Below are 21,081 nucleotides of genomic sequence, written 5' to 3' on the forward strand. Positions count from 1 at the left end.
CTAATTCATCGAATGGTATAATGAGAGCAGTTTGAACGAATGGGAGAATCGGGAAAATGGACAGTATGACAAAAATGTGGGTATCCTTTATAGGAATAGGCCTAATGGCCTTTTCTGCACTGCTCATTGCTTTTGCCAGAAGTAAGACGAGAGGCTGGGTACGAGGTATTCTTTCGCTTATTGCGTTCATTATGCTGCTTGCAGGTATGGTATATGGATTTTTCTCCATCTTGTAGGCGTAATTAACACTTTACTCAATACATATCGTCATTGACGATAAGACGGTCGAAGGAGTGTGATTGAGAATGGTGGACATCCTATTCATAGGCAAGACGAAGCAAGCGAGTATATCTGTACCTGTAGGTACTACTCTGCTGGATGCCGCAAAGGAATCTGGAGTAGATTGGAATTATGCTTGCACGCGCGGAACATGTGCGAGATGTCGCTGCTTAATCGAAGAAGGACGAGAATATGTATCCGAAGTGACGGATGCAGAGTGGAACCGTATGGAGGAAGAAGAATTCGAGCAGGGTTATCGGCTCTCTTGTCAGGTCGTTGCAGAAGCGGATGGCTTCATTCGTGCAGTTCACAAGCCGTATTTTTGATCAAAGGCCTGACTGGTGACTGGCAGCCTGAATAATGCAGCATGGATTCAAATGTGAATGGAGCAAATGGCATGATATCATTATCCGAACCAATAATGGGTACAATTGAACAATTAGTAGCATCAGCGAACAACGATATGAAGCACTGGATGCTAGGTGGGAGCTGTGGATTAGTTCTACAAGGAGTACCTCTTGGCCGGGAGCCTCGTGATGTGGATATCTATGCGGATGAGCCCGATGCAAAGCAGCTACAGGAGCAATGGAATCCATATGCAACCGATGCGCCCGAATGGAATGCAACGAGTACTTATCATTCCTTATTAAGTCATTATCAAATATGCGGAGTTCCCATTGAATTGGTTGGTCAATTCATTGTGACTACACCGCAATGCCAATACAACACAATCATTCGTGATGCCTTATGGAATCATCGCATCATCTATAATATTGACAGATTTCGCATCGCGTTAATGCCGCTAGCTCATGAATTGGTCTTCAATATATTGCGTCAGCGGGAAGATCGTACAGCTTCGATCGCACAGGTAATCAATGCTGCTCCTGAGCAGCATATTGCTGCTATGAATACGGTATTGGCAAATTGCTCGGAACCTGCGTATATACAGTCCATCGTGAATGAAAGGTGTCCGAATATGATGTCTTTTTTATTAGTCTAATGTAAATGATTTGTAAATAAAGGTGGAGTCGCATGTAGCCCTACCAACGTTGAGGAAAGGGGCTGGCTAGTATGGGGACAAACGTGCGGTTCGAGCCTTCTGGCAAGGTATGGGGGGCTAAGCGCTCGATGTCGTTATTGGATGCCGCGCAACGCGCAGGTGTTCCGATACGCACAAGATGCAGCGGGAAGGCGGGCTGCTTGATGTGTAAAGTACAGGTATCAGCGGATAAAGAAGGACTAATTGGAGAGCCCACGTTAGCAGAGAGCAGCAAGCTAGGTATCCATTCAGCAACTGGGCTTCGTTTATCGTGCCAGACACTGCTGACAGGGAATCCAGGTACGGTTACGGTGGAAGTCCCAGAAGATCCTCTGAAAGCCATTATTCGCCGCAAGCTAGCGGAACAGGAAGATGACAGCTTGTGGTAATGCCAGAATAGAATGAACAGCTCTATCTTCAAGTGTGGAATTGTGATTGTGACTGAGGAGGAGAAGTAGTTGAGGTCGGGGAGACAAATCTGTTGTATCGTGCTATTCGTTATCATGAGCATGACACTTCAAGGATGCTTATATCCGAAGGAGATGCGCAAGGAAAGCCAACAATCGGTTCGTGAGGGCGTACTTCTTGTCCAAAATGCTGTGGATCAGTATCAGAAGGATACAGGTCTGCTTCCGCTAGTAAGCAGCGATGAGAGTGTTCCACGATATGAGAAGTTTCGTGTGAACTTTGAATTGCTCAAGCGAAAAGATCTGCTTAGCGCAATTCCCGGGAGTGCATTTGAATCAGGTGGCTCGGGTGTGTATCTGATTATTGATGAAGAGACGATTCCGAAAGTGAAGGTGATGGATTTACTTACTTCACAGCGGGTCAATGATCTTGCTCGTGCTGTTGATGCGCATATACGGGCTAAGGGTGCGTTGCCGAAGCAGGAGGAAGTATATCCTGGATTCTATCGAATTGATGAGAAGCTGATAGGCATACAGCCTGTAGAAGTTCGAAGTCCGTTCAGCCGAAGTGTACTGTCGTTCATGATGGATGAGCAAGGAAGGGTATACGCAGATTATGCGCAGGATATTATGCAGCTTGTGGAAAGCTCTGGGAAGCAGCCTACAGGTCAAGAGAAGGATCTGAGGCCCATGCTTGCGGATGCCTCCTTCTTTGTGCCAGTGAAGTCAGTCGCGTACAAATGGAGCAACGGTGCGCCTGTACCTCAAGAAGAGACTTCCAAATAGACAAATGGAATGAAAGGAAGGCCGGTCGATATGTTCGACTGGTCTTTTTTGCATGCGAACATGGATGACAGGTTGGTACAGAAATAGAAAAGACGATTTACTCATCGATATGCAAGATAATGTCATACTTCATTTCTAACTTCATATATCTGATTTGGAAGGCGTTTGTTGATACGACCTTTTGCGTTCGTGCCCAAGTGGGGGGTCACTCACGGATGAGCATCACTATCTACTAGAACTGAATCATTTACGAAAAATGTTTTGTGTGAGGGGCATATTTATGCCATCTAGCAAATAAGATGTTACTAGTCCAAAAGCATGTACGAGTTGCGTCGAAATGCCCTTGTACGACGTGAAATCTCGGCGGCGAACACTGGCGACAACGGCAACAGCTCAATCCTAGCAACGGTGCCAATCGTTTCTGAAGGGCGAGAGGCGAACGTTGTCTCGTAGTCCGTCGGAAAAATTTGAGGAGGGGATATCAATTGGAGAAAGTGGACATTTTTAAGGACATAGCCGAGCGTACCGGCGGGGATATTTACCTCGGGGTCGTCGGTGCGGTCCGCACAGGGAAATCGACGTTCATCAAACGATTTATGGAAACGGTCGTATTGCCTAATATCACGAATGAATCCGACCGCATTCGCGCAGTTGACGAATTGCCGCAAAGCGCAGCAGGTAAGACCATTATGACGACCGAACCCAAATTCGTTCCGAATAATGCAGTTCAAATTAAAGTAGCGGAAGGCTTGGATGTTAACGTTCGTCTAGTGGATTGTGTTGGCTATGCGGTAACCGGAGCCAAAGGCTACGAGGATGAGAATGGCCCGCGCATGATTAATACGCCGTGGTTCGAGGAGCCGATTCCATTCCAGGAAGCGGCCGAAATCGGGACACGCAAAGTCATTCAAGAGCACTCCACATTGGGCGTTGTTGTGACGACTGATGGTACGATTGCTGAGATTCCTCGAAGCTCGTATATCGAATCCGAGGAGCGCGTCATTCAAGAGTTAAAGGAAGTTGGCAAGCCATTCGTACTGATTATTAACTCGACGAAGCCTCGCAGTGATGAGACGATTGCACTCCGCAATGAGCTGCAGATTAAATATGACATCCCAGTAATGGCGCTCAGTGCAGCGACGATGGGCGAAGAAGATGTAATGGGCGTTCTTCGTGAAGTTCTGTATGAATTCCCAGTACATGAAGTCAACGTGAATCTTCCGAGCTGGGTTATGGTTCTGAACGATACTCATTGGCTGCGCTCCAGCTATGAGTCGTCGGTACGGGATACAGTCAAAGATATTAGACGCCTGCGGGATGTTGATCGTGTTGTGCAGCAATTTATGGAGTATGACTTTATTGCCCGAGCTGGTTTGAGCGGCATGGACATGGGTCAAGGTGTTGCTGAGATTGATTTGTACGCGCCGGACGAATTGTACGACCAAATTCTGATGGAAGTGGTCGGGGTAGAAATACGAGGCAAGGATCACTTGCTTCAGTTGATGCAGGAATTCGCACATGCGAAGCGGGAATATGACCGATTCGCGGATGCGCTTGAAATGGTGAAGACAACTGGCTATGGCATTGCAGCGCCTACCTTGAACGAAATGGCTCTCGATGAGCCTGAGCTGATTAGACAAGGCTCACGCTTCGGGGTACGGCTCAAAGCAACGGCTCCTTCCATTCATATGATTCGCGTCGATGTTGAATCGGAATTCGCTCCGATTATCGGAACGGAGAAGCAGAGCGAAGAGCTGATGCGCTACTTGATGCAGGACTTTGAAAACGATCCAACGAAGATTTGGGAATCTGATATTTTCGGTAGATCCCTGCATTCCATCGTTCGCGAAGGCATACAAGGCAAAATCGCCATGATGCCAGACAACGCTCGCTACAAGCTTCAAGAGACATTGGGCCGGATCATCAACGAAGGCTCAGGTGGATTAATCGCCATCATATTGTAATCGGATTGCAAGGAAGCCTAAGTCGCTATTCCAGATTGGATTAGCCACTTAGGCTTTTTGTATGTTCCTGTAAAAATTCATCGATCTTTTATTGCTAAATCAATTTACAGACTCGAAGGAAGCGGGTATATTTAAGAATAATGCCGTTAACGGTAAAAAGTGGGATTTATTCGTCATGCAAAAATCGAATGGATCAGTAAAGTTAAGAGGCGGGATAGAGATGAGCAGCGTATGGAAAACGCAAGGAGTATCAAACTTACGTTCCGCGCATGTCTCCGATACGGAAGCGGCAGGCGATTGTCAATTTGAAGCGGATTCAAATTTGTACATGCTTGGAATTACAAAATCGTATAACGGGCTATCTGTTCTGAAGCAAGTCAACTTTACTGCATCTAGCGGAGAAATTCACGCTCTTGTTGGCTCTAATGGAGCGGGGAAGAGTACGTTGATGAATATATTGTCAGGTGCATGCCGATCCGATGTCGGAGTCATCCAGTTAGGAAGCGAGCAATTATCAATTCATTCACCTGCTGATGCGAAGAAACAGGGAATTCATTGTGTATATCAAGAGGTAGATGTGGCACTTGTTCCCAAGCTTACAGTAGCAGAGAATATTATGATGGATGACTTTAGCATGGGGAGAAGTTCTTGCTGGATTCGCCCTGCACATCTGAAGAAGAGGGCTGAGAGCATCATGGATGCTATCGGCCTGTCGATCTCGCCTTCGCTGCGTATGGAGGAGTGCACATTAGCGGAGAAGCAGATGGTGCTTATATCGCGAATATTATTGAATGAAGCGAAGATTGTCATATTTGACGAACCAACTGCATCCCTTAGCTTTGAGGAGTCAGAGCGGTTATTTACGATTATGCATACACTTCGAGATCAAGGAGTTATCGTTCTATTTATTACTCATCGCCTGGCTGAAGTGTTTCATCATTGTGATCGTATCTCTATCTTGCGTGACGGTGAATTGGTTCACAGTTCGCTAATCTCTGATATTTGCCCCAAGGAAGCAATTCAATATATGCTGGATAAAACCATAGAAGAAGAACCCGGTGTACATTCCTCTGTTCGTGAAGAGGTTCTGCTTACTGTGAAGGGAATCTCTTGCGGACAGAAGCTCAAAAATGTAAACTTCGAATTGAGACGCGGGGAAATTCTTGTATTTGTGGGGCTGATAGGAGCAGGGAAGACGAAGCTGGCTCGGATTCTTGGAGGGGCGGAGCTGTGCGATGGTGGAGAGATAACGTTGAATGGAGAAGTGCTTCAGCCGCGTTCTATTCGTGATGCGATTCGTGCGGGCATCGTGCTTGTTCCCGAGGAGCGACGCAAATATAGCTTATTTATGGATGAGTCGTTACAGAGCAATTTATGTATCTCTACATTGCCAAAATACTGCACAGCGGGTTTCGTATCAACCACGCGAGAACGGCTGTCAGCAGAGCGCGTGATCGAGCAGCTTAATATCAAGACCGCTTCTGTGAAGCAGAAAGTGAGACATTTAAGTGGAGGCAACCAGCAGAAGGTTGCCATAGGGAAATGGCTTGGCACTGATGCGCATGTATTTGTCTTAGATGAACCTATGAATGGGATCGATGTCGGTGCGAAAAATGAGATTTTCCGCATCATTGGACAATTGTCAGAGGAAGGAAGAGGAATCATTTACTTCACTAGCGACATGTATGAAGCGTCAATGGTTGGCGACCGCATTGTTGTTATGTATGACGGGGAAATGGTGCGGCTATTTGAGCGAGGAGAGGCTTCGGAAGAGCAGTTATTGTTCTATGCTTCAGCTGGTGGCAGGCTGCGAGATGTTGAAGATAGAGTGAAGGGAATATCAGATAAACAGTAGGGGAAACACATAAGCTTATCGTTGTTCTTCAGTCCCTACTTGCATTTGTAACAACGGTATATTACTATAAATTTGTTCTGTGAACCCATTTGGCAGCAGATTGGATATCGTATTGAACTGTTTTGCTGATGATAAGGTATAAATTCTAGAGAAACAGTAAAGAAAATGGATAACGATGCATACTTGAATCAGGAGGTGAACAGAATGAATAAATCTGAATTGGTAACTGAAGTAGCAGAGGCTACGGAATTGTCGAAGAAAGATGTGACGAAAGTAGTTGATGCTGTATTCGAAGCGATTTCGACTGCACTTCAGAACGGCGACAAAGTCCAATTGGTAGGCTTCGGTAACTTTGAAGTGCGCGAACGTTCCGCACGCAAAGGCCGTAACCCGCAAACGGGCGAGGAGATTGAAATTCCTGCAAGCAAAATCCCTGCGTTCAAACCAGGCAAAGCACTTAAAGATGGCATCAAATAAGTGAACTTACATACTTTTGTCTAATAGGGGAACGCAAGTGAGGTAGAAGCCGCGACATGAATGTCGCGGCTTCTGCTCCTTTTCAGAGGGGAAGTTGTGGAGTAGGATGCTCTAGATTACTCTTAGCTGCTCTAGAGCTCTGTGCACTGCCGCTGTAGGCGACCAGTACAATACGCTGACCACTTACTTGACTTAATTGCTCTTCCCACTGCTGAAGCAGCTGTAGCTGGTTAGATTGTAAATGTGCTGGGTGCATCGCATTAGCTCCTTTTAGATGAAACGTGCTACACTAGTAGTATGCCCGAAGAATGGTGATTCACATGGTTGACGCTGCAAGGAAGCCAATACATATGCAAGGAGGTCAAGCAGTTGGAAACACAAAATGACTTTATCGTAATAAAGGCCAAAGATCAGGGAGTTCAGGTGATCGGTCTGACACGCGGAACAGATACGAAGTTTCATCATACGGAGAAGCTGGACAAGAATGAAGTGCTTGTCGCCCAGTTCACGGATCATACGTCCGCAATTAAAATTCGCGGCAAAGCAGTTGTTATGACAAAACACGGTGTAATTCATACCGATACAGACGAATAGGAATGAAATTTTTTGTTTTCATGAGGGAAGCAGGCATAGCCTGCTTTTTTTCATTATAGACATGAGGTATGGACATACTCTGGAACGTCGACACTGTCTGTTATCTGGAGTGTTGACTTGATCTACAATATGTGGAGGTGCAAGGTTCAGAATGAAGAATATGCATCGCTATAGAACTCTGGTCATCGTGCTTTGCGTTACGATTATGCTTCCGCTAGGATTAGGGCTATTGTATTCACTGGGTGAGCGGATGCCGGACGCCAATAAAGATGTAGCTGTATTTACCCCTTCACCACGTATGGTCAAGCTCAGTTCCGAGGAGATCGTGGATTATTTATCAGAGCTTCCACTTCAGTTGAAGTTTAGTCGGGTTACTTGGGAGTCAGATAAACTGGTGATTGATGTAAAAGTGGCTGCAACGATTGTCCATCCAGAAATTATTTATCATGATATCCATGAGCTTCTTCGCTTCGCCTTCATACAAACAAGCAATGTCGAACGTCTGCAGCTCCGTGTCGTTATACAGGATGACATGGCTAAAAAGAGATATGTATTGCTTGGTATGGATGCGCAGCGTTCTCAAGTAGATGTGGAAAGCTTGAAGCTTCTCCAGAAATCGAAAGGAACAATGCCGAAGGAGCTTGAAGAAGCATGGCGGATTATTTATACACCGCATTGGGAGCGTCAGTTTCCGGCAGTCAGATGAGAGTAAGGGTCTTGGTCATAAGAAATAGGAGAACGAAGAAATGTTGTCCTATCACTTTAAACATATGCTATAATGATTTAGATTGCGACATCCGTAAGGATGACTAACCGGTACAGTCGGAGGCAGCAGATGAATGGTTATCATATCTCGCAATTGGCTAAGCGGTATGTTGAACATGACATGATCCAGGCGCACACGGAACTGCCTGCGTTTCCAAACGCAAGAGTGGAACTGATGTTCGCCTTTTTAAACCGCAGTAAGCCAATAGCGGAACATAGTGAATTATTTGCGCTAGTTACATCGCTCGTGCAGGTTGGATTAGACACGCATGATACGATTGAACTGGCAGCGGTGCAGCATAACGACCGCAACTTGCGTTCAAGGCAGCTGAAAGTATTGGCTGGAGACTATTTCAGCAGTCGCTTCTATAACCTGCTTGCGCAGCAAGGTCAGATTGATACGGTAAGGGCTTTGAGCCAATCCGTATGCGATATTAATCGTCTGAAGATGACGATGGTGGACAAGATGAAGCATTGGACAATGACCGCAGAGGAATATTTACGGGCGAGCGTTACGCTGAAGAAGTCGTTGTTCCAGTCCTTCAACGCTCAGATGAATCAAGAAGACATCTCCACATGGGAGGAACTGCTTGATTCGTTGACAGAGCTCGAAGTACTAGAAAGAGAACAAGAGCGAGCGGATCATTTCGAACGATTCGAAGGCAGCTGGTCTTACTGGCATGTATGGCAGCAAGGCACGGATGAGGAACGAAGAAAATTGAAGCAGAAATTGGTTGACGAGATGCTCTGGAATGCGCTCATGTCCAAGTATGAGGTGAGGGAGCAGCTGGCTTATCAAGTTCGTGCATCACGGGATAAATTGCATACGCTAGCGGTGACATTGCCGCTTGATGAGAGCACCAGACAACGTCTTGACACATTTCTTGCCTTACCTCGTCTGTAAATGATAGTGAGCGTTCAACCTCCAATAGATCGACGATACGTTCGGCGAAGAAAGGAATAGGTGACAGATCGTGGAGACACATTCGCCTAAGACTGGCAAGACCAAAGAACATTATGTTCAAGAAGTATTTCAGAGCATAGCTCCGAAGTACGATATTATGAATGATATACTGAGCTTCAGACGTCACAAGGCTTGGCGCAACTTCACGATGCGCAAGATGGACATGAAGCAGGGGGAGACAGCGCTTGATCTGTGCTGTGGAACTTGTGACTGGACGATTCAGTTGGCGCAAGCGAGCGGCACAGGCAAGATTACAGGGCTGGACTTCAGTTCGAATATGCTGGCGGTAGGTCAGAAGAAGGTGGATCAAACAGGCCTGCACAGCCAAATTGAGCTTGTTGAAGGAAATGCAATGGAGCTTCCATTCCCCGACAACAGCTTTGACTATGTGACGATTGGTTTTGGTTTGCGCAATGTTCCGGATTTTGAGCAAGTCATTCGTGAAATGCGCAGAGTGGTCAAGCCGGGTGGACAAGTTGTATGTCTTGAACTGAGCAAGCCAACATGGCAGCCGTTCAAGGGCATTTATTATTTCTACTTCCGCCATGTGCTGCCATTGCTTGGCAAGCTGATTGCGAAGCGGTATGAGCAGTATAAGTGGCTTCCAGAGTCGCTTGTTACGTTCCCGGGCCGGAAGGAGCTAGAACAGATGTTTAGAGTTAATGGACTTGATCGCGTACAAGCGTATTCGTTCTTCGGTGGCATTGCCGCTCTTCACATCGGGACGAAGGGGAATGGTCATGCTTAAAAAAGTACGTATCTTCTTAGAAATGATTAAGTTCGAGCATACGATATTTGCTCTTCCATTTGCGTTTATGGGCGCACTGCTGGGAGGAATGGTTGTTCATCAACGCTTCCCAACGCTCCCTGAATGGGGATGGATCCTCATGGCGATGTTCGGAGCTCGAAGCGCGGCAATGGCGCTCAATCGGTTAATTGACGCTGCCATCGACGCGAAGAACCCAAGAACTGCAAATCGAGCAATACCCGCAGGATTGCTGAAGGCAGGAGAAGTACTGTTATTTACGGCCGTGTCGTTCGGTCTTTTATTTTGGGCAGCGGCTCATCTGGAGCCATTATCTGTATACTTGCTTCCGGTTGCCGTCTTTATGTTAGTATTTTATTCGTTTACCAAGCGCTTCACATGGCTATGCCACGTTGTGCTGGGACTTACGATTGCATTGGCACCGCTCGGAGGATGGGTGGCTGTAACGAATGGAATCGATTGGGCAGCTCTCACCTTTTATTTAACCGTTGCGTTTTGGACTACCGGGTTCGATATTATTTATGCATGCCAGGATTATGAGTTCGATAAGAAGGAAGGCTTGAAGTCGATTCCGGTACGTTTCGGAATTGCGAAGTCACTCTGGATTGCAAGAGGTTTCCATATCGCTACAGCGTTTGGATTTATACTGCTATTATTTTTAACTCAATTAAGCTGGTGGTATATCATAGGTACGGTTATTGCAAGTGCTCTGCTTATTTATGAGCATATGCTTGTGAAGCCGTACGATTTGAGCAAGCTGAACACAGCCTTCTTCACGATGAACGGTGTGCTCAGCATCGTTGTATTTTGCTTCACGCTTATTGACATGGTGGTGATGAAGTAATGAGTGCTGCATCTCGCACGCATTATGTAGTTGGTATTACAGGGGCAAGTGGTGCTATATACGGTGTCCGATTGATTCAATGTCTGTTGGAAGCCGATTATGAGGTTCATCTCATCGTATCAGATGCTGGATGGCGCGTACTAAAGGAAGAACTCGGATGGAATGTTACGAAGCGTCAGCAAGCGATTGAGCTGGCATTCGGCGATTTGGCGGATCGGGTTACGTATCATCCGAACCAGGATATTGGGGCAAGCATAGCAAGCGGTTCATTTCGGGTGCACGGCATGGTGATCATGCCGTGCTCCATGGGAACCTTATCATCGATTGCACACGGCGCTTCCGATAATTTGATGGGCCGAGCTGCTGACGTTATGATGAAGGAAGGCCGTCCGCTTCTAATCGTTCCGCGCGAGACGCCGATGCATGCGATTCATTTGGAGAATATGCTGAAGCTTGCGAATATGGGTGTACGTATTGTGCCGGCGATGCCTGCATTTTATTATCATCCGCAGACTCTGGATGACATCATTAATTTCCTTGTCGGCAAGGTGTTGGACTGCATGGATATCGATCACCAGTTGTTTACAAGGTGGGGGAATTCGGAAGTACAGACTGCCGAAGATTCGGATCGGCCGAATGGATAACACAAATGTGTGGCCGATCTTTTATCTTTTCGTGTCTGTATTTTTAAATTGCATTTGAGTTGGGACTTATTGATCTTGAGGTTCACTTGGAACTTGGGTCGGAAAATACAGTTGGTTAGGTGAAGGCATGAAACTGTGGGACATTTATGCGACAATGAAACAAGATGTAGCGTATATTGAACGTGAATTGGAGCGGAACATCCGCTCCGATCACGAGCTCCTTACGGAAGCGTCGCTGCATCTGCTGAAGGCGGGCGGGAAGCGAATACGTCCGGTATTCGTTCTGCTTGCAGGGAAATTCGGTACATACGATATAGAACAGTTGAAGCGCGTTGCTGTTCCCCTGGAATTAATTCATATGGCCTCACTCGTGCATGATGATGTCATTGATGACGCTGAAACTCGGAGAGGGCAACTGACCGTTAAGGCCAAATGGGATAATCGCGTTGCTATGTATGCCGGCGATTATATGTATGGCCAAGCGCTGGTTGTAGCTACAGAATTGAAGCAGCCAGAGATTCATCGCATATTTTCCAAAGCAATGGTTGAAATGTGCATCGGTGAAATGGAGCAAATTCGTGACTTCTTCAATACAAAGCAGACGATCCGTCAATATATGCTTCGGATCCGTCGAAAGACAGCGTTGCTGATTGCGATTAGCTGTCAGTTGGGGGCAATTGCCGCACATGCAGAGCCGAAGATTGGCTATGCGCTGTATCGCTTTGGCTACAATGTGGGCATGGCATTTCAAATTCGAGATGATGTGCTTGACTTAACCGGTACTGAAGAGCAAATAGGCAAGCCGCCAGGGAATGATATTCGTCAAGGGAATTTGACGCTTCCAGTAATATTTGCGCTGCAGGACACGAAGCTTCGCGAGTCTCTTCTTCGTGAAATTGAACGTATCCGTGAGCGAAATGGAGATACAGATGTATCTGCTGCGCTCGATATGATTCGCCAAAGTGATGGTATTAAGCGGGCTGAAGAGATAGCAAATCGGTATATCGAGAAGGCGCTTGCGGTATTAGAGCATCTGCCTAACATCCGTGCTCGCCGCAACCTGCGCGATATTGCTTACTTTATTGCAAATCGCAATCATTGATTTGAACTATGGTGAAAAAATCGAGTGCCATTTGAAGAAAAATCTGGTATAATGCGTGTGTTGGACGACTTCACATTTGAGTAGGAGTGATCGTATGGAACGCACATTCATCATGGTCAAACCTGACGGAGTACAAAGAGGCCTCATAGGAGATATAGTAGGTCGCTTTGAGCGGAAGGGCTTTAAACTTGTAGCTGGAAAATTGATGCAAGTCTCGCGTGAACAAGCTGAACATCATTATGCAGAACATGCACAAAAGCCTTTCTTTGGCGAACTGGTCGACTTTATTACCTCTGGTCCAGTATTCGCTATGATATGGGAAGGTGACGATGTTATCAGCTTGTCACGCTTGATGATCGGCAAGACGAAAGTGACTGAAGCTGCACCAGGGACGATACGCGGAGATTATGCAAGTCATACGAACTTCAATGTGGTTCACGGTTCGGATTCACCAGAGAGTGCTGAACGTGAAATCGCAAACTTATTCTCAGAAGTGGATTCATTTCGTTACGAGCGGGCATTGGAGCCATGGATTTAATCGGCAGCCATGAGCGCGGCTCACACACGCAGAAACATAATAATTATTTTTTTGATTTCTGATGTAAGAGCTTACATAGGGCAGGACTATGAAAGAACGCGGCGAATAGTAATATTCGACCGTGTTTTTTTATGTTGCGGTGTTGCTGAGCGATCTTGGACTATGCTTGTTGTCGATCAGGAACTCAGTTGCAGCATATATACGAACTTAGAAGGTGTGAGCACAATTGTCAGAGCGCAAGACGACCTTATGGGATGCAGCCACCATTTTCCCTGCTGCTAACGGATTCGGCCAAGGGGCAGCCGTGGATCATGGAGATGATCAAGATTATGCGGATTTTGTCCAATATTTCCGATCAACTACAGGCATCGATTTATCACAGTATAAGGAGACCCAGATGCGTAGACGCTTGTCTACGTTACGAATGAAGAATGGCTACTCGACATTTGCCTCCTATGCCAAGGCGATGAGTGCTAATTCTTCGTTATTTGATGAAATGCTGGATCGTATGACGATCAATGTATCTGAATTTTGGCGTAATCCGCTGCGTTGGGATACCCTGCGCACTCGTGTGCTTCCAGAGCTGTCGCAGCGAACGCGCCAGCTGAAGTGCTGGAGTGCCGCTTGCTCGACGGGTGAGGAGCCTTACACACTAGCGATGATTCTCGATGATATGGGCTTGCTTGATCGGACAGAACTCTCTGCTACGGATATTGACGAGAATGCACTTGCAAGAGCACAGCAAGCTTCCTATATTGAGCGCTCTTTGAAAGACGTTCCCCCATCATTCAAGTCAAAGTACTTTATGCAGCAGTCGAACAGTTTTCATATCATTGATCGCTTGAAGAAATCGATTCGATTCCGCAAGCAGAACTTATTAACCGATACTTTTGCTACTCAGCATGATTTGATTATTTGCCGTAATGTGATGATTTACTTTACGGAAGAAGCGAAGCATGAGTTGTATCGAAAGTTTGCCAATGCGCTTAAGCCGGGTGGGGTATTGTTCGTCGGAAGCACTGAGCAAATATTCAATCCACAGCAGTATCAGCTTGAAACGATGGAGACGTTCTTCTATCGGAAATTATAGCTGCTTGAACTTAAAGACTGTATTCGACTATTTCAGTCATACTGGAATTACATACCATCGAATGGCTAAATTGAACATAGACAGACTACACGTCGATAACGAAAGATGCGCCCTAATGCTTGAAACAAAGCGGCAAGGGCGCGTTTTGTTTTCTTGTCAAACGTTGCCTCCTATACTATAATGAGAAAAAAGTTAAGGGTTTTAGCCATTTACAGCATCACAGTTAAAGGGGGAGCAACTTGTGAGTCTACGTTATTTGACTGCAGGAGAAACACACGGACCGCAGCTAACTGCCATTGTTGAAGGGATGCCTAGCAACATGGTTATTGATTTCGAGCAACTCAATTTCCAACTTCATCGCCGCCAGAAGGGGTATGGCCGCGGCAGACGTATGCAAATTGAGAAAGATACAGCAACGATCGTCGGCGGTGTGCGTCATGGACGTACGACAGGTGCTCCAATTGCTATTGTAGTGGAGAACAACGATTGGAAGCATTGGACGAATATTATGAATGTGGAGCCGATTGAAGGGACAGATGAAGAGAAGCGTCGTGTTCATCGCCCGCGTCCAGGTCATGCGGATCTGAACGGAGGCTTGAAATATCAATTGAAGGATCTGCGCAATGTATTGGAGCGTTCAAGCGCTAGGGAGACAGCTGCTCGCGTAGCTGTGGGTGCAGTAGCGCGCCAGTTCCTTGCAGCATTCGGCGTCAAGATTGCAGGACAAGTTATTCGCATTGGTGAAATCGAAGCTCCTGCTCACAATTTGTCAGTTGACGAGATTATTGAACGTACGGAGGCTTCTTCTGTTCGTGTGGTCGATACCGATACGGAGAAGAAGATGGAAGCGTACATCGATCAAATCAAAGGCGAAGGCGACTCGATCGGCGGTATTGTCGAGTGCATCGTGGAGGGGCTGCCGGTTGGACTAGGCAGCCATGTGCAATATGATCGCAAGATGGATGGACGCATTGCGCAAGCAGTGATGTCGATCAATGCTTTCAAAGGTGTTGAGATCGGTATTGGCTTCGAGGCAGGTCAACTGCGCGGATCACAAGTTCATGATGAAATTCTATATAGCGAGGAATCGGGATATACACGAGCTAGCAACCGACTTGGCGGTTTCGAAGGCGGTATGACGAACGGAATGCCAATCGTCGTGCGTGGGGTTATGAAACCTATTCCGACCCTTTATAAGCCATTGCGCAGTGTTGATATCGATACGAAGGAGCCGTTCACTGCACAAGTGGAACGCTCAGATGCGTGTGCAGTGCCGGCTGCGAGTGTTGTCATGGAGCATGTAGTCGCTTGGGAAGTTGCGAAGGCGTTCCTGGAGAAGTTCGGCGGCGATTCGATGGAAGAAATTCGCGCCAACTATGAGCACTATTTGGAACAAGTGTCCCGATATTAAAAGGGGGGAACGTCATGAGCAAGAATCTCACTTTAGATGCAGCAGAGCTTACTGTTGAACTAGGAGAACGCTCTTATCCAATTTGGATTGGCAGTGGTCTTCTCGGTCGAATCGGTGAGGCATTTCAAATGCGCAGCATCCCCACTCGCAGTCCAATTGTGATCATCACGGATGATCATGTGGCTCCGCTATATTTAGAGCGCACGGAAGCAGCACTGCGTGAGGCTGGCTATCAGGTTTCTTCCTTTGTAGTAGCAGCTGGTGAATCCTCCAAGTCGCTGCAGGTGTACGAACAGTGCATCACTGCAGCACTTGATGCGGGCTGTGATCGCCATTCTTCCATCGTCGCCCTCGGCGGTGGCGTAGTCGGGGATTTGGCAGGTTATGTGGCGGCAACTTACATGCGAGGAATTCGCTTCATTCAGGTGCCTACGACGATATTGGCTCATGACAGCAGTGTCGGCGGCAAGGTTGCGGTTAACCATCCGTTCGCCAAGAATATTATCGGGGCTTTCCATCAACCAGAAATGGTGCTGTACGATACAGCTACCTTGCTTACGCTTCCTGATCGGGAAGTCCGCGCAGGACTGGCTGAAATGATTAAGCATGGCCTTATCTGGGATGAAGAGTTCACAGCATGGTGCGAAGCACAAGCTGAACGCTTGCTTGCTAAGGATGAGGAAGCACTCACGTATGGACTGCTTAAGGGCTGCGCGATTAAAGCGCAGGTCGTCTCTCAGGATGAACGTGAGCATGATCTAAGAGCGATATTGAATTTGGGACATACGATTGGCCATGCTCTAGAGGCAGTTGCCGGCTACGGAGAATTGCTGCATGGCGAAGCCATCTCAATTGGAATGGTTGGTTCTGCGCGTCTTGCAGAGCGGTTGGGTGAAGATAAGCAGATTGCTGTTCGAACAGAAGCGATATTGAAGAAATACGGCCTGCCGGTGGCAGTGCCACAGCATATGAATTCGGATGATATTATTCAAGCCATGATGCATGACAAGAAATTTAAGGAAGGGCACACCGTATTTATTGTGCCTACTGCAATCGGTCATGTAGAAATTCGCAAGGATGTACCGGTCAGCCTAGTACGAGATATCATCGAGGAGTTGAAAGGAGAGAAGGCGTGACCATGTATGCAAGAGGAATTCGCGGAGCGACTACGGTAACCCGCAACGATGCAGAAGAGATTCTGCATGCGACTACGAAGCTGCTCCAGGAGATAGTTGCCCAAAATACGGTTCAACCTGAACAGATCGCAAATATTTGGATCACGATGACAGAGGATTTGAATGCTACTTTTCCAGCACGTGCGATACGTGCCATGGAAGGCTGGGATCTAGTGCCACTCATGTGTGCCATTGAAATTCCAGTGAAGGGCAGTCTGCCATTGTGCATCCGCCTAATGGTAACGATCAACACGGACAAGGAGCAGCACGAGATTCGCCATGTCTACTTGAATGAGGCGATAGCTCTGAGACCTGATTTGTCTAGTAAATAGAGATGTGGGAAACCCAGTCTGAAGATCGTTTATGTCTGAAATTTATTTTGCTGGATTGACGAAGCCGACATTTCCGGTTATATTGATATCAGCATAGTTGAGCAGAGTTGAGTTTGAGATTGAGATGAGTTGAGCTGAGACGAGATAGAATATGGACATCATGTCTATATAGGCTAGCGCCTATTGTATTTGCTGTACATTGATTTATTGCAGCGGCACAATAGGAGGCCTTATATAAGGCGATCCATATCCTCATGAATTGAATTACTCATCCACAATTTCATCGTATACCAACAAGCCTCTGCCTTGCGCAGAGGCTTTTTTATTCGTACACGTTATTTTTCAGTAGTGCCTTTCATTGTGATTCGCCTGATTCCGATAAGGCACTGCAACAAGCGTAAACAAGTGAATAAGAAATGGTTGGTAGACGCTCTCGTTCATCACGCGGTATGTAATCGTCTTAACGGCTGCATAACGAAGTTGAAAGGAGTGGAAAGCGATGTATCCCCAATTGGACGAAGTAATCCATCTCGCCCGGCAGTATAATGTCATACCTGTTGCCGAGACGATGATGGCTGATACCGAAACCCCAATTCGATTATTTCAAAGATTGCGCAATGAACCATATGCTTTTTTGTTGGAGAGTGTGGAGGGTGGCGTCCAATGGGCCCGCTATTCCTTTATCGGAACGGATCCGTTCTTGCTCCTTCAAGGGAAGAGTGGACGATTGCGGAAGATAGAGCATGGCCATATCACCGAGGTGCGAGAGCGCCCAATCGAGATGATGAAGCACTTGATGCATAAATATAGAAGCCCTGCGCTAGATGGACTTCCTCCAATGACAGGAGGGGCAATTGGCTGCTTCGGCTACGATTTGGTTCAGCAGTATGAACGCCTGCCGCGTCATAAGTACGACACGCTGCAAATGGACGACATCCGATTTATGTTCTGCGATCAGCTTGTTGCCTTCGATCATATGAAGCAGCAAATGCAGTTTATTGTGAACATTCATGTGGAACCAGGAAGTTCGGTAGATGTGATACGGCATCGCTACGAGCAAGCGAGAAAGAAACTGCGCAGCCTGCAAATGAAGCTGACAGCACCTCTAGTGAGCAATACCCGACCGGTACAGCAAGCAACGGCAGCATCTGCGGCTGAAGAGGTACTGCAGGGGGTTCGATCCTCGGAGACGAAGGAATCATTCGTTGCGAAGGTGGATCGAGCCAAGGAATATATTCGGTCAGGAGATATCTTTCAAGTGGTGCTGTCACAGCGCTTCGAACGGCAGACACAAGCAGACCCGCTTGATGTGTACCGGGTGCTGAGAATGACGAATCCTTCCCCGTATATGTATGTACTCAAGACAGAGGACGACATGATTGTCGGCACTTCTCCAGAGATGCTTGTGCGTATTAAAGACGAGCGGGTAGAGACGCGGCCGATTGCAGGAACAAGACCACGTGGCGCCACAGCTGAAGTTGATGCAGCACTGGAAGTAGATCTGATGCAGGATGAGAAGGAGCGAGCCGAGCATGTGATGCTTGTTGATCTCGGGCGGAATGATCTCGGCCGCGTATGCGAGTTCGGCAGCGTCCGTTGTGATACGTACATGAATGTTGAGCGTTATTCCCATGTCATGCATATTGTATCTAACGTTTCTGGCAAGCTTCGCAAGAACAAGGATTTCTTCGATGCCTTCCTCTCCTGCTTGCCAGCTGGTACATTGTCCGGAGCGCCGAAGCTTCGTGCAATGGAGATTATTGCAGAGTTGGAAGAAGAGTCACGTGGGATATATGGGGGTGCTATCGGATATTTAGGATTCAATGGGAATATGGATTCCTGTATTACGATACGTACAATTATTTTCCGAGGAGGTCATGCTTACGTACAGGCAGGTGCTGGTGTTGTATGGGATTCGGTTCCGGAGATGGAATACGAAGAAACGATTAACAAGGCGAAAGCACTGCTGCTGGCGATTCGGATGACAGAAGAGATGTTCAGCCGCGAAGGTGACGCTGAAGGGCAAGAGGACAGTGTCAATGAGAGCAAGCTAACGAACGCAGCTGAGGGAAGTGCGGTTGGATACGCGGCATCCTATACTTCGATGATGCCGGCGAACTGGGACTATTATATCGGAACGGAAGAACGGGCTGCTTCGATTCCCGTCGCCGAAGGGAGGAATTTAGGATGACGAGCCAACTTGTAATCGGAAGTGCACTCATGAAGGAGGCGCTTGCTCAAGTGCTGTCAGGGCATCACTTAAGCCGCTCAGAAGCGAGGGATGTAATGGCAGATGTTATGGATGGCCATGCGACTTCGGCTCAGATTGGAGCACTGCTTGCAGGTCTGCGTTTGAAGGGGGAGACAGTTGATGAGATTGCGGGCTTTGCTGAAGCGATGCGCAGCCGCGCCCATCAAGTGGTCACTTCGCATGAGCGCCTGCTTGATACATGTGGAACAGGCGGATCGGGCATTCATAAGTTGAATGTCTCCACAGTTGCTGCCATCATCGCCTCATCCGCATCCGTGCGGGTTGCGAAGCATGGCAACCGATCGGCTTCCAGTCGCTCGGGGAGTGCGGATGTACTGGAGGCGCTGGGTGTAAATATTCAGCTGACGAGCGAGGAAGCTGCACAGTGCTTGGAACGAATCGGCATCTGCTTTATGTTCGCGCAAGTCTATCATCCTGCAATGAAACATGCGGCTGCACCACGCAAGGAACTAGGGATACGCACCGTATTCAACATGCTCGGCCCGTTGACGAATCCAGCGGGAGCTGATCGACAAGTCCTTGGGATCTATGATCGCACCAAGACGGGTACTATCGCATCTGTATTACGTGAATTAGGGTTGAAGCGTGCGCTCGTTGTTGCGAGCGAAGATGGATTGGATGAGATCAGTCTGTCGGCACCAACACAAGTTAGTGAACTGAAAAATGGAGAAGTATTCACATATACCATTACACCGGAAACACTTGGTCTACACACGCAGCCGTTGACTAGTGTGCTGGGTGGAGACGCCGCAACGAACGCGCAAATTATAAGAGGTCTGCTTCGCGGAGAGCAAGGCGCACATCGCGATATTGTTCTTGCAAATGCGGGCGCATGTATTTACGTTGCGGGACAATCGAGCTCCATTGCAGAAGGCGTGCGGATTGCAGCTGATGCAATCGATAATGGGCTGGCGAATCAGAAGCTGGAGCAATGGATCGCAGCAACAGGAGGGCTAAGTCATGTTTCTTGAACGGATTGTACGAACGAAGGAAGAAGAGATACAAGCGCTTAGACGAGTGATGAATCGGAATGAGGCAATTCTAGAGGCGGCAGCGCTTTCACCTTGCCGCTCCTTCATTGGGGCACTTACTGTAAATAAGAACCGTTCGGTTGCCTTGATTGCTGAAGTAAAGAAGGCATCGCCATCCAAAGGGCTGATTCGCGAGCATTTCAATCCCGCTGAGATTGCAGCTGGATATGAGGCGGCAGGTGCTGATGCATTGTCCGTACTTACAGATCGCGCATATTTTCAAGGCGGCAATGACATTCTGCAGCAGGTGCGTGCGCTGACAGAACTTCCGATTTTGCGGAAGGAATTTATTATCGATGAGCTTCAAGTGCTTGAAGCAAGATTAATAGGTGCGGATGCAATATTGCTGATTGCAGCGATCTTGAGTGACGACCAATTGCAGCATCTGCACGGAACAGCTAGACAACTTGGCATGGACGTTCTCGTGGAAGTCCATGATGAAGTTGAAATGGAGCGTGTAGGCAGAATTGAAGGAATCAAGTTAGTCGGCATCAACAATCGTAACTTGTATACATTCGAGACCGATATCGAGCAGACCCATCGTATTCGCGATTTGGCTCCGTCAGGTTGTATCTTAGTCAGCGAGAGCGGTATCCATCTTCCGGAGCATCTCCGTCGCATGGATGAGCTGCATGTCGATGCGGTGCTGGTAGGGGAACATTTCATGAGACAAGACAATGTAAAGGATGCAGTAGAGCACTTGATGAGCGGTCTTCTAAATTCGAACACTGCTTCGTAAACAGACG

General features: G+C 47.4%; 24 protein-coding genes. 23 read left to right on the forward strand and 1 reads right to left on the reverse strand.

Annotated elements, in window-relative coordinates; translation table 11 throughout:
* The first annotated feature begins 56 nt into the window (after window positions 1-56).
* From BLS15_RS05475 to BLS15_RS05510, 8 genes are all read left to right on the forward strand, one after another.
* Entirely contained in the window at window positions 57-236 is a 180-nt protein-coding gene (locus BLS15_RS05475) for a DUF2768 family protein (RefSeq protein WP_065290844.1), read from the forward strand.
* 69 nt (window positions 237-305) lie between these two features.
* Complete coding sequence (locus BLS15_RS05480; RefSeq protein WP_021252897.1) at window positions 306-605, forward strand: 2Fe-2S iron-sulfur cluster-binding protein; 300 nt, start codon at window positions 306-308, stop codon at window positions 603-605.
* 71 nt (window positions 606-676) lie between these two features.
* Entirely contained in the window at window positions 677-1,279 is a 603-nt protein-coding gene (locus BLS15_RS05485) for a nucleotidyltransferase family protein (RefSeq protein WP_090510357.1), read from the forward strand.
* Window positions 1,280-1,350: 71 nt separating this feature from the next.
* Window positions 1,351-1,707: a 2Fe-2S iron-sulfur cluster-binding protein gene (locus tag BLS15_RS05490; RefSeq protein ID WP_065290846.1), complete on the forward strand. Its 357-nt coding sequence runs from the start codon at window positions 1,351-1,353 to the stop codon at window positions 1,705-1,707.
* A 69-nt stretch (window positions 1,708-1,776) separates the two neighbouring features.
* Window positions 1,777-2,511: a DUF3939 domain-containing protein gene (locus BLS15_RS05495; protein WP_028533099.1), complete on the forward strand. Its 735-nt coding sequence runs from the start codon at window positions 1,777-1,779 to the stop codon at window positions 2,509-2,511.
* Window positions 2,512-2,996: 485 nt separating this feature from the next.
* Complete coding sequence (spoIVA, locus tag BLS15_RS05500) at window positions 2,997-4,475, forward strand: stage IV sporulation protein A (protein ID WP_021252893.1); 1,479 nt, start codon at window positions 2,997-2,999, stop codon at window positions 4,473-4,475.
* A gap of 220 nt (window positions 4,476-4,695) precedes the next feature.
* Window positions 4,696-6,330, forward strand: a complete 1,635-nt coding sequence (locus BLS15_RS05505) for a sugar ABC transporter ATP-binding protein (protein WP_254777288.1) — start codon at window positions 4,696-4,698, stop codon at window positions 6,328-6,330.
* A 204-nt stretch (window positions 6,331-6,534) separates the two neighbouring features.
* Window positions 6,535-6,807: an HU family DNA-binding protein gene (locus BLS15_RS05510; RefSeq protein WP_021254695.1), complete on the forward strand. Its 273-nt coding sequence runs from the start codon at window positions 6,535-6,537 to the stop codon at window positions 6,805-6,807.
* Between the two features lie 82 nt (window positions 6,808-6,889).
* Here BLS15_RS05510 and BLS15_RS28880 read toward each other — a convergent pair whose 3' ends face one another.
* Window positions 6,890-7,063, reverse strand: coding sequence for a hypothetical protein (locus BLS15_RS28880; protein WP_155987316.1), 174 nt, complete (start codon window positions 7,061-7,063; stop codon window positions 6,890-6,892).
* A 113-nt stretch (window positions 7,064-7,176) separates the two neighbouring features.
* Between BLS15_RS28880 and mtrB the strand changes: the two genes are divergently transcribed.
* From mtrB to trpC, 15 genes are all read left to right on the forward strand, one after another.
* On the forward strand, window positions 7,177-7,401 hold the full coding sequence (gene mtrB, locus BLS15_RS05515; RefSeq protein WP_021254694.1) for a trp RNA-binding attenuation protein MtrB: 225 nt from the start codon (window positions 7,177-7,179) through the stop codon (window positions 7,399-7,401).
* A gap of 151 nt (window positions 7,402-7,552) precedes the next feature.
* A complete protein-coding gene (locus BLS15_RS05520) occupies window positions 7,553-8,107 on the forward strand; it encodes a hypothetical protein (RefSeq protein ID WP_065290847.1) in 555 nt (184 codons plus the stop codon).
* 129 nt (window positions 8,108-8,236) lie between these two features.
* Window positions 8,237-9,070: a heptaprenyl diphosphate synthase component 1 gene (locus BLS15_RS05525; protein ID WP_090510361.1), complete on the forward strand. Its 834-nt coding sequence runs from the start codon at window positions 8,237-8,239 to the stop codon at window positions 9,068-9,070.
* A 70-nt stretch (window positions 9,071-9,140) separates the two neighbouring features.
* On the forward strand, window positions 9,141-9,878 hold the full coding sequence (locus BLS15_RS05530) for a demethylmenaquinone methyltransferase (RefSeq protein ID WP_021254691.1): 738 nt from the start codon (window positions 9,141-9,143) through the stop codon (window positions 9,876-9,878).
* Window positions 9,871-10,740 (forward strand): UbiA-like polyprenyltransferase, encoded by an 870-nt coding sequence (locus tag BLS15_RS05535; protein WP_090510364.1) that lies wholly within the window; start codon window positions 9,871-9,873, stop codon window positions 10,738-10,740. The genes BLS15_RS05530 and BLS15_RS05535 overlap by 8 nt, the downstream gene beginning before the upstream one ends.
* Window positions 10,740-11,384 (forward strand): UbiX family flavin prenyltransferase, encoded by a 645-nt coding sequence (locus tag BLS15_RS05540; RefSeq protein ID WP_090510368.1) that lies wholly within the window; start codon window positions 10,740-10,742, stop codon window positions 11,382-11,384. The genes BLS15_RS05535 and BLS15_RS05540 overlap by 1 nt, the downstream gene beginning before the upstream one ends.
* Before the next feature lie 127 nt (window positions 11,385-11,511).
* Entirely contained in the window at window positions 11,512-12,486 is a 975-nt protein-coding gene (gene hepT, locus BLS15_RS05545) for a heptaprenyl diphosphate synthase component II (RefSeq protein WP_021254688.1), read from the forward strand.
* A gap of 94 nt (window positions 12,487-12,580) precedes the next feature.
* A complete protein-coding gene (ndk, locus tag BLS15_RS05550; protein ID WP_021254687.1) occupies window positions 12,581-13,024 on the forward strand; it encodes a nucleoside-diphosphate kinase in 444 nt (147 codons plus the stop codon).
* Window positions 13,025-13,289: 265 nt separating this feature from the next.
* Window positions 13,290-14,114 carry a CheR family methyltransferase gene (locus BLS15_RS05555; RefSeq protein ID WP_302621941.1) on the forward strand — a complete coding sequence of 275 codons (825 nt, stop codon included), beginning with the start codon at window positions 13,290-13,292 and terminating at the stop codon, window positions 14,112-14,114.
* A gap of 241 nt (window positions 14,115-14,355) precedes the next feature.
* A complete protein-coding gene (aroC, locus tag BLS15_RS05560; protein ID WP_090510372.1) occupies window positions 14,356-15,525 on the forward strand; it encodes a chorismate synthase in 1,170 nt (389 codons plus the stop codon).
* Window positions 15,526-15,539: 14 nt separating this feature from the next.
* The gene (aroB, locus tag BLS15_RS05565; RefSeq protein WP_065290851.1) at window positions 15,540-16,661 is read left to right on the forward strand and encodes a 3-dehydroquinate synthase; all 1,122 of its coding nucleotides are present in this window, start codon (window positions 15,540-15,542) and stop codon (window positions 16,659-16,661) included.
* Window positions 16,662-16,663: 2 nt separating this feature from the next.
* Window positions 16,664-17,032, forward strand: coding sequence for a chorismate mutase (gene aroH, locus BLS15_RS05570; protein ID WP_021254683.1), 369 nt, complete (start codon window positions 16,664-16,666; stop codon window positions 17,030-17,032).
* Between the two features lie 499 nt (window positions 17,033-17,531).
* The gene (gene trpE / locus BLS15_RS05575) at window positions 17,532-19,223 is read left to right on the forward strand and encodes an anthranilate synthase component I (RefSeq protein ID WP_090510377.1); all 1,692 of its coding nucleotides are present in this window, start codon (window positions 17,532-17,534) and stop codon (window positions 19,221-19,223) included.
* Complete coding sequence (gene trpD, locus BLS15_RS05580) at window positions 19,220-20,275, forward strand: anthranilate phosphoribosyltransferase (RefSeq protein WP_065290853.1); 1,056 nt, start codon at window positions 19,220-19,222, stop codon at window positions 20,273-20,275. Before trpE ends, trpD begins: the two co-directional genes overlap by 4 nt.
* A complete protein-coding gene (trpC, locus tag BLS15_RS05585) occupies window positions 20,265-21,074 on the forward strand; it encodes an indole-3-glycerol phosphate synthase TrpC (protein WP_090510381.1) in 810 nt (269 codons plus the stop codon). Before trpD ends, trpC begins: the two co-directional genes overlap by 11 nt.
* Window positions 21,075-21,081 lie beyond the last annotated feature (7 nt).

The organism is Paenibacillus sp. cl6col, assembly GCF_900102125.1.
GTDB classification, from domain to species: domain Bacteria; phylum Bacillota; class Bacilli; order Paenibacillales; family Paenibacillaceae; genus Paenibacillus_B; species Paenibacillus_B suaedae.